Below are 10493 nucleotides of genomic sequence, written 5' to 3' on the forward strand. Positions count from 1 at the left end.
CTGCAGCGAGGCGCTGGCTGACGGCCGCGAGCTCGTCGAGTGCGGCCAGCGCGCGGCCGGAGTCGATGGCGTCGCGCGCCAGTGCGACGCCGGCGGCGAGGTCGGCGGTCTTGCCCGCCGCGAGCAGGGCGGCTGCGGCGTTCATGAGCACGACATCGCGGCGGGGGCCGGCCTCGCCGCCGAGGATCGCGCGTACGATCGCCGCATTCTCGACTGCAGTACCGCCAGCGATGTCGGCGAGCGTGCCACGCGCGATCCCCACCGACTCCGGCGTCACCGTGGAGGTGCGGACCTCGCCGGTGGCGACGTCGTAGTCGGCGATGGTGGTCGGGCCACTCGCCGAGACTTCGTCGAGGCCCGGGTGGCCGTTGACGACGAGCACGCGCTCGGCGCCGAGGCGTCCGGCCACCTCGGCCATGACAGGCGCGAGGCGCGCGTCGTACACGCCGAGCAGCTGGCGCTTGGCGCCCGCGGGGTTGGTGAGCGGGCCCAGGATGTTGAAGACGGTGCGGATGCCGATCTCTCGGCGGCTGGGGCCCGCATGTCGCATGCTCGAGTGAAGCGCCTGGGCGAACAGGAAGCCGACGCCCGCCTCATCCACGCAGCGAGCAACGTCGGCTGCCGACAGCGACAGGTCGATGCCGAGTGCCTCCAGCACGTCAGCGCTGCCTGCCGCGCTCGAGATCGCACGGTTGCCGTGCTTGGCGACCGGTACGCCTGCGCCCGCGACCACGAACGCGGTGGTCGTCGAGATGTTGAAGGTGTGCAGCCCGTCGCCGCCCGTGCCGCAGGTGTCGATGTAGCCGGTCACCGTGGGGCGCACCGGCGTGGCGTGCTCGCGCATCGCACGGGCGAAGCCGACGATCTCGTCGACGGTCTCCCCCTTCATGCGCATACCGGTGATGAGCGCGCTGATCTGCGAGGGCGTCGCCTCGCCATCCATGATCTGGTTCATGACGAGGTAGGCCTCGTCTTCGGTGAGCGACGCTCCCGTCGCCACGCGTCCGATCGCCCCGGCGGTGTTGGCGATGTCAGCCGCACCGGCGCTCGCGCGTGCCGTGCCTCCGGCCGCGGCCACGATGGCCGGAGTGCCGGATGCACCGCGCGCGAGCGGCACCTCCCCGGTGACGTCGAGGAAGTTCGCGAGCAGCTTCGTGCCCTCGGGTGTGAGTACGCTCTCGGGGTGGAACTGCACGCCGAAGACGGCCAGCTCGCGGTGGCGAAGGCCCATGACGACACCATCGGGCGTCGTCGCGACGATCTCGAGGGCGTCGGGCACGCTGTCACCATCCACGCACAGCGAGTGGTAGCGCGTCGCGGTAAACGGACTCGGGATTCCGGCGAAGACACCTTCGCCGTTGTGGCTGACCTCGTCGGTCTTGCCGTGCACAGCCTTGGGAGCGCGACACACCGTGCCGCCGTATACCTCGGCGATGCACTGATGCCCGAGACACACGCCCAGCAACGGCACGCCCGCGGCTGCGGCTGCGAGGATGACCTCGCGGCTGATGCCCGCGTCATCCGGCGTGCCCGGGCCCGGCGACACGACGATGCCGGCCGGCCTGAGCGCGAGCGCCTCCTCGGCCGTCAGCGTGTCGTTGCGCCGAACCTCGACTTCAGCTCCGAGAGCGGCCAATAGCTGCACCAGGTTGTACGTAAAGCTGTCGTAGTTGTCGATTACCAGGATCATCGGGCACCTCCCGCGGGTGTGCGCTCGGAGCCGTTGGGGGCACCCTCTGGGCGGACCTCTTCGCAGGCGGGGGAGCCGCGCAGCGGCGAGGGCCCCCGCCGAGGGACGTCCGCCGAGGGTGTGCCCAGCGACTCTGAGCGCATACCGGCGGCGAGTCCTAACGCCTTTTGCAGTGCTGCGGCCTTATGCCTGCATTCCTCGAATTCCTTATCGGGCTCACTGTCCGCGACGATGCCGGCGCCGGACTGGACGTACGCGCGCCCGTTGGCGATGACGACGGTGCGAATGGTGATGCACATGTCCATCGCGCCATCGAGGCCGACGTAGCCCACCGTCCCGGCGTACGGACCGCGTGCCTCGGGCTCGAGTTCACGGATGATCTCCATCGCCCGAACCTTAGGAGCGCCGCTCACGGTGCCGGCTGGAAACGTCGCTTCGAGTGCGTCGAAGGCGTCCTTGCCGGGCGCGAGGTCGCCGGTCACGTTGCTCACGATGTGCATGACGTGGGAGTAGTACTCGACCTCCATGAGCTCGTCGACGGTCACCGTGCCCGGCGCAGAGACGCGCCCGATGTCGTTTCGGCCGAGGTCGACGAGCATGACGTGCTCGGCGCGCTCCTTCTCATCGGCGAGAAGATCGGCTCGCAAGCGGCCATCCTCGGCGGCGGTCGTCCCGCGCGGCCGAGTTCCGGCGAGTGGGCGCGTGAGCACCTGGCCGTCCTCGACTCGCACGAGCGGCTCGGGGCTCGAGCCCACAAGCGTCACGTCGCGGGTTCGCAGGTAGAACATGTACGGCGAGGGGTTTACCGCGCGCAAGACTCGGTACAGATCGAGACCGTCGCCCTCGTAGGGCGCCGAGTAGCGCTGCGAGAGCACCACCTGGAAGATGTCGCCGGCCGCGATGTGCTCCTTGGCGCGTTCCACCTGGCCGATGAACTCGTCGCGGGTGGTGTGCGCGTGCATCTCGACCGGCACTTCGACGCCGTAGGCGCCCAGCTCGGCGCCACGCGGGCCCTGGTCGATGCGCGCGAGGTAGCTGTCGATGCGCTTGAGTGCGGCGTCGTAGGCGATGTCGGGAGCTCCGCCGGGCCGCACCGGTGCGATGACCTGCATGACTCGGCGGGCGTGATCGAAGGCGACGACGACATCGGCCATCATGAACGTGAAGTCCGGCACGCCCAGCACGTCGTTCTCATGCCGAGGAACCCGCTCGAAGCTCGACGCCGTCTCGTAGCCCACGTAGCCGACCGCGCCGCCGACCAGCAGCGGCAGCCCCGGCACGCGCGCCACGGTGCCGACACCGATCTCACGAGCGACAACGCGCAGCGGATCGTCGGCGTACTCTCCGGCAACGCCGCCGTTCTCGACGACGACTTCGTGGCCACGGGCGCTGATGACCTCGCGATCCCCCACCCCAAGGAAGCTGTAGCGGCCCAGCCGCTCTCCCCCGATAACGCTCTCCAGGAGGAAAGCGTGCTCGGCGCCGTCCGCAAGCGCCATGAACGCACTGATCGGCGTCGCGAGGTCGGCGTAGACCTCGCGGGCGACGGGCACGACGTCGTAGTCGGCGGCAAGTGCCGCGAACTCGTCTCTGCTCGGCAGTATCATCTTTCGGTCCCACCTTCTGTCGGTCGACTGTTCTCGACCTCACCGCGCGCTGCTTGGCACCGAGTCCGGGAAACAAAAAGACTCCCGTCCTCCAAGGGACGAGAGTCGAAGTCTCGCGGTACCACCCTTGTTGACCCGCTGCATATGCAACGTGCCCACTTTGGTCGACGGATACTCGGCCGCGTGCGCCTTCATATCCTGCCCCTTGTATCGGTGGGGGTCCGCTCGCACTAATCAGCCATCGGCCTTTGTACGAGAGTCTCAGGGGCCCATTCCCGCAGTCCGTCGCGCCGGATTTCCACCATCACCGGCTCTCTAAAGCGTTGGAACTGCGGTACTCTTCCCCGTCACAGACGCGCTGTTCGGTTGCCGAGCAGTCTACGACGAGGAGCGGGTGGCGTGTCAAGGGCATTGGCGGCGAATGGTCGGCGAAAGCTGCGGGGCGGGCGCCTGAAGTGGCGTCCCGCCCCGCTGAGTGGCGCGTTTGGTCCGATCGGACCGTAGTGACCTACGGCCAGTAGTTGGTCGGCGCGGCATAGCCGCGGTGCGTGCTCGAGCAACCGACCTCGCAGTCGCCCTGACGCCATGTGCGATCGGGGCGCTCACGAATCGCGAGCTTGATCAGTGCGGTCCTCGTGTTGTGCGTACCCGTGCGGTAAGGCGCCGGATCGGTGCTCGATCCCAGAAGCCTCGGGCGCTTCCAGCCGTGCGGGATGGCGATGTGGCACGCGTTGCAGCCCATGCTCCAGTTGGAGTGGACACGCGTGGCCGAGATTCCGCCCGCGGTGTGAATCGGGTTGTCATTGGTACCCATGAGCGTATGGCACTTCGAGCAGATGATCGTGCCCGAGACACCCGTGGCCGTGTTCGGATCCAGAGTGGCAGCGGCCCACGGATCCGGGTAGTTGGGATCGATCATGAACTTCACGCTTGAACCGTGCGGGCCCTTTGCCTGACCGACAACCGAACTTGCATGGCAGTCGCTGCAGGACACGGGCGATGACGCTGTCCACGGCGCCTTGAGCGTGTTGTAGAACGACCAGTAGTCGGTCTTCCCGTTGATGGTGTAGGTGGTCTTCACGCCGCCCGGGAGCCCCAGAACGTTGTGGAAGCTCGCGTTGGCCGGGTTGAACTCATACGCAAGGTCGGTCGGCGCGATGCCGCTCGATGTCGCCTGCGCGGTCATCAGCGTGTTGTTGGTGTGGCACTTGAAGCACACGTACGCCTCGGCGTCCGTCGCGGCGCCCGTGATCCGCATGGGCTCGTAGCTGGTCGCGGTGGTCCCGTTGATGCTCGGCCAGATCGGCTTGACGCCCGTAGCGCCGATGAGCGCGCCTGAGACCTGGCTACCGCCGGCGACGTGCGTGCCGGGCTGCGCGGAATGCGGGTCGTGGCAGTCGACGCACTCGGAGTGGCGGTTGGGCACTCCCAGGTCGACTGCGGACTCGGAATCAGAGTGCTTCCCGCGCTCACGCGTCGCCGTGTGCCCGTAGGTGGCCGTGATCGAGCTCGCGACGTCTGCAGCACCGGGCGCCTGCACGCCGAGCGTCCCGTTGCCGTGGCACTGGAAGCACAGGTTCTCCTCGGACGCCGCAGCGACGCTGTTGTCACGCACTCCCGGAACGCCTGTCGTGAAGTCGCTCGGACGCGTCCACGCGTTGAGCGCCGCGTTGTCTGAGCCGTGCGGGTCGTGACACGTCTCGCAACCGGCCTTGGTGCCGCCGGTCGTCTGGTGCCCCGACAGCCCGAACGCGGTGTTGCCGACGCCCTTGAGCCAGCTCGTGAAGTACGGACCGCTCGGAGAGGAGAAGGCGATCGTGTACGGAACATTGGTGGCGGCATCGACCGCGCGGACGACCTGCGAGGACCCGTGGCACTTGAGGCAGAACTGCGTCATCTCGGTCGAGTTGCTCTCCGAGAACGTACCGCGCGCGCCGGTCGGATCGCTCACGCGGGCGGTGTCCCACGCTCCGCCGCCTCCGGTCTGGACCACGTGGGCGTTATGGCAGCTCGCACACGAGAGTGACGAGGCGTACTGCACGCTCTGCTTGGACGACGTGATCCACCAGTTGTCGAGCGAGGGATTGGTTCCGTAGGTTGCCGTGGTGTATGAGCCCCGCAGTCGCAGGCGCGGCCACTGGCGGATCGACAGGTCGCGGATATCGAGCATTGAATCCGTGCGGTCGACGTAGCCGGGGATGTCCACGAACTCCGTACCGTTCCAGCCCTGAAGCGTGAGCTTCATCGAGGTGCCGATGGGCTGCGATGACGTGTGGTACGCCGACTCCCAACTCGTAGAGCCCGGGCTCGGGAGCGCTTGGTTCGTCACCCACGTGGACTCGCCGTAGCCGCCCTTGACTGTCCAGCCCGTGACGACCGGCGACCCCTGACCATCCATGCAGCTCATCGCGAATCTGATGCGCAGCTTGGGGTATGTGACCGTCGACATCGGCGTTGTGAACGTATAGGTCGAGTTTGGCGTGAAGTAGCCCTCCGTGCTGATGGACGTCCACGCAGTGCCGTTGAAGCCCTCGAGCGTGCCGTAGAGAGTCGAGCTCGTCGGGACGCTCGCGGTGTACGACACCGACTGCCATGCACGCTCACGCGCGGTGGCCACGATCTCGGGCGTATACAGTGTCTGCCACACCTGCAGGCCGCTGGCGCGTACGAAGGTCATGGGGCCGCCTGCGAGGTAGTAGCCCGTCAGGTTCTCCCACATGGGCCAGTTATCACTCATGGGGTTGGCCGGGATCTTGATGCGGCCGAACTTCGCTGGGCTGGACTTACCGTAGGTCGCGTAGAGGTACTCGCCACCGTCCCACTTCAACTCACCACCGGATGTCAGCACGGGCTGTGCGCCAAAGCTGGATGGAGCACCCGCATCGTTACCGCGACGCGTGATGCTGCCCGGCGCGGCTGACAGGTTGCCCCAGATGTCCAGAGCGGATCCGCCGCCGAACGACGCCATGTACTCTTGGCCGTTGACCTCGAATACGGCGAGTTTGGTGTTGTAATTGGAGCCGGTCGCCCACCCGACCGATGCAGGCGTCGACGCCGTACCGTAGATCTTGGGTGATGCATTCACGATGGTGGCGGTCGTCGCGGTCGCGGGAGCATCCACGTAGTTCAGACGCACGGTGGTCCCGGTGGCGTAACCGGTCATCCACAGGAACAGCCTGTCCGCCTTCGGGGCGTACGCCATCGCATTGGACGGACGCCACGAGTTCTCGCTCATAGGCATCGGATCCATCGGACCCACTCCAGGCTTCCAGCGCCATATCCGATTCCACTTGTAGGTTCCTGTGGTCGGCTCAAGCGACGCCTGGGCGACGTAGGCGACGTTCCTGGTGGTGTCGTACGCCGCATCTCCGCCGGTCGGCTGGATGCCCAGCGTGTCGGCGGTGCCGGTCCCTTCCTTGGCAATCCGGTCGGACGTGAGCGGACCCAACTTGAGCATCGACAGGTCGCCACTCAGACCCGGCGGGACGGTGAAGTACGCCTTGTTGTCAGCGGAAGTGAACGCGGCGCTGCCGGTGACCAGAGTCGAGCCCGAGAAGCCGCGGTAGCTCCACGGATCCCAGACGCCTGATGCGGGGTCATACGCCAGATACCAGCCGCTCCTGTTGGTGGTCAGCATGATCTTGCGGTTCCAGCCAGGCTGAGCTGACACGGGAATCTGGATCGCTTGACCGACGGTAGCGGTGGCATCGTGGACATCAGTCCACGTGATCGCACCTCCGCGGTCGGCCTTCGCGATCTGGGTATCGGTCGCGGGCTCGGCGATCATTGGATGCGCCGCTGAGATGCTCCACGACTTCAGTTGCGGAGTGAGGTAGGTCTGATCGGTGGTGGACAGCGTAGCGACGAGACGCAGTGCGTCGTAGTCGTGAACGCCGACGCCTGTGAGCTGATCGCCGTCCAGGACGGACTCGAATCCGGGAACGTCGGTCCAGCTCTCACCCGACTTGCCCTGCACCTTCACCGAGACGGCCGTACCGGACGGCACGGTTGCAGCGTAGTTCACCCTGCCCCACGCCACGGCATCCGCCATGGGCGTGATCTCGGGCGAAACCACGGTGCCCGCCATCGCATAGCCGGTGCCGGACACGCCAGCCGGTGGCGTAGCGCTCGCGAAGCCAAGGATGCCGCCGTTGAAACCGGTGTACGGGGTGACGGGCTCCCATTGTGACGTGGTGATGTTGAACCTCTTGATGCAGGCCGGAATCGCCGCGACGGTACCCCAGTTGTAGTAGTCCGGGATGTACGTCTCGGTCGCATAGACGAAGTTGCCGCCGTCCCACTCGATGTCGGCACGCTTGAGGTAATGGCCGTTGTTGGGGCTGGTCGACGGGCCCCACGGGTACTGATGCGCCCACGACTGCGTGGGAGTGGTGGTGAGGTTGCGGACCCACACCGTCGCGCTGTAGGAGTGATCGGCGCAAGCCGAAAGGAGCAGCAGCGTGTCCACGCCGTCCTTGCGATAGCGAGTCATCTTGTAGTTGGCCGGCTGATACTCGTAGGCGTTGCCGTTGTCCTCACGCCACTGCCAACGCGCCACACGTAGGCCGGAGTTGACGGCCACGAACTGGTCGTCCGGGTGCTCGGCCCAGCCGGGACTGAGCGCCACCTTGTAGAGGTAACCCTGGTTCGTCGAGGCCGAGTCGACCGACCGAACGATCCACAGCGCGTCCGGGTCTTGCGAATACGCGATCATCGACCCCTGGCCGAGCGCGATGGGCGCACCGTCGGTCTCAGTGACCGAACGATCGAGCCTGGTCTGCGTCGCCGGGTCCCACACGAAGATCGAAGAGCTGCCCGAGCCGGGAATCACGTAGACCAGATCACGCGTCGAGTCGTAGGCCATGTCGGCGCCGACGGTGTTCGCGAACGTTCCGCCGCCCGTGGGAAGCGTCGACACCTTTGTCCATGCGCCTGCCGAGGACGCGGTCGGTAGCGCGTACTCCCAGAGTTCCTGAGTCGCACCGCCGGTGAGAACCACGAGGCGGTCATCGGCGACGACGCTCGCCATCGGCTCCTTACCGGCGGGCATGTCCGGCGGGTTGTAGCCGTCGTCATTCCAGCTCGACAGCCCCGCGTGAGCATCGCGGTCGTACTGGTTCGTCCCTGCCGAGTCGGTCATCAACATCATGTTCTGGTTAGCGCGCGGAGCCATCAGCACCGTGCCCCAGAACAACTGCGGTCCCCCACCGAGTAGGTTGGTGGTCATCGAGTAGCTGCTGGATGCGAACTCCGCCTGGTTTGACTGGCTGAAGACAGGGATCGTGTCGTCGACAGACGCGGTCGCCGGTGCGGAAGCGAACACCGGGTGACTGCTCGCGCGGGCGAACTCGGCCTTCACGTCGCGACCATTCCACGAGTACGGTGCGCTACCGACGCTGACGGTCTCGGTCGACTCCGAGGAGTGACAGCGATAGCACAGCCCCGAGTAGCTGCCGTCCGCGGCGGTCAATCCTGCAGTGCGGTAGTCGGTGAGGGCGTCGTTGCCGGCCTTGTGGCTATGGCAAGCCTCGCACTGTACGCCGGTTGAGGCACCTGCATCGTTGCCGGCGCTCACGGCGGCACCGTGGGCGGACACGTCGTAGCCAGCCGAGTGATCGCCGGCCGTGTTCGCGTAGGCTCCGGCAGTCGCTACCGCCGAGATGGTGGCGGCACTGTCGCCATGGCACTCGAGGCAGCGACCATTGCCGGACTGCGACATGTCGGAGTGCTGCGGCGTATGGCATGCGTAGCACGTGCCGTCCCAGGTTCCGGAGACGACCGACGCGAACGCCGAGTGGCAGGTGCTGCAGCCAACAGGCGTGCGGGCACCGGTCGAGCGTGCGTGCTCGGCCTGCAGGTCGGGCTCGTGACAGTTGCCGAGACACGCCGAGACAGTCTCGGTCGTGCCGTGCGAGCCAGACTCATGCATGGCCAGCACATCGCCATGGCAGCCGGGGTCCTCGCAGGTGGCGCCCTGGGGCTTGCCCGCTGCGTGGCAGACGGCACATGAGGCCACAGTGGAACCGTTCACAGTCGTTGTGGCCTCTGCGTGGATACCCGCGAAGCTCTGCCCCGCAACCGTGTCGTGGCAACCGTCGTTGAAGCAGGTCAGACCTGCTGCAGGGGCGTGCGCGGCATCGACGGTGTCGTGCATCGGTCTCGCCGACCCGACGGTATGGCAATCGCCTTGCGCGCAACCCTTGTTCCACGACGGGGTCAGGCTTGCCTTCTCCTCGGGGTGGCACGACATGCAGTCTCCCGTGTGGAGGGTGGAGATGACCATTGAGGGATGGCAGTCGGTGCACTGCTGCGCGGGGTAGTCCACGCCGGAGATGGTGATCGTTGCTGCAGGCGGCGCCGCGGTATGAGACGCGTCGAGATTCGGATGCGGGTCAGCCTGATGGCAGCTTGCGCACTCAGCCGTCTTGGACCACGTGTCGTTGCTGGCGTGACACAGGCCGCATCCGGTGTCGAGCGATGCGTGCGTGCGATGACACGAGACGCAATCGCTCGCAACGGTGTCGATCGCCTTGTGGATCGCAGGCAGCGAACCGGAGTGACAACCGGTGCATCCGGAGCTCGCGGCGCTGTAGGTGTGCGCGGAGTCACGGTCGCCGTGAATGACGGGGGCGCCTTGTGCCCGGCCGTGGTACACGGGGTGACACGACACACAGCTCGCGGTGGCAGTCGTCCAGTTGATGCGATCGGCGTTCGTGTTCTTGTGACACAGCTCGCACGTGGTGGCGTACTGCGAGTTCGCGGAACCCGGGCCCACATAGATCGCATGGACATCGACGAGGTTGCGCGATGCGGGGTGGCAGCCGTTCGCGAAGCAACTGACGATCGTGCGAGAGGCGTGCGCCGTAGCAGTGTTCAGATGGTAGTCGACGCCGGCCGCAGTGTGGCAGGTCGAGCAGTCCTTCGTGAGGGTGGCGCTGTCGTGGCAGACCATGCACGAGGTGCGAGCCTGTCCGTTGACGGTGGTCTCGGCCGAGGCATGGATCGTGGAGACGTCGGTAGCTCGATGGCAACCCGACGCGAAGCACTCGGTGTTGGTGGCGGCCGGAGCATGTGCCGTCGTGGCTCCGCCGTGCATCTCCTGAGGCGTACCGGCCGGGTGGCAGCCGCCCTGGACACAGCCCTTGCCCCATGTGGCGAACGAGCTGCGAGGCGTCGGGTGGCAGGTGACGCACTTG

3 protein-coding genes and 1 other annotated feature are annotated in these 10493 nt (G+C 66.7%); all 3 genes read right to left on the bottom strand.

What is annotated here, in order from left to right; all coding sequences use genetic code 11:
• On the bottom strand, positions 1–1690 hold a 1690-nt coding region (gene trpD, locus HGB10_11400; GenBank protein NTU72407.1), incomplete at its 3' end, for an anthranilate phosphoribosyltransferase.
• A complete protein-coding gene (gene trpE / locus HGB10_11405; protein ID NTU72408.1) occupies positions 1687–3297 on the bottom strand; it encodes an anthranilate synthase component I in 1611 nt (536 codons plus the stop codon). The genes trpD and trpE, both read right to left, overlap by 4 nt.
• A 91-nt stretch (positions 3298–3388) precedes the next feature.
• Positions 3389–3657: a binding site (T-box leader), on the bottom strand.
• A gap of 148 nt (positions 3658–3805) precedes the next feature.
• Positions 3806–10493 (bottom strand): hypothetical protein (locus HGB10_11410; GenBank protein NTU72409.1); only part of this gene is annotated, 6688 nt, incomplete at its 5' end.

The organism is Coriobacteriia bacterium (assembly GCA_013334745.1).
GTDB lineage: Bacteria > Actinomycetota > Coriobacteriia > Anaerosomatales > JAAXUF01 > JAAXWY01.

Bases quoted from the DNA above. Each gene is read 5' to 3' on its own strand.
- trpE (NTU72408.1), bottom strand. From the start codon at position 3,297: ATGATACTGCCGAGCAGAGACGAGTTCGCGGCACTTGCCGCCGACTAC.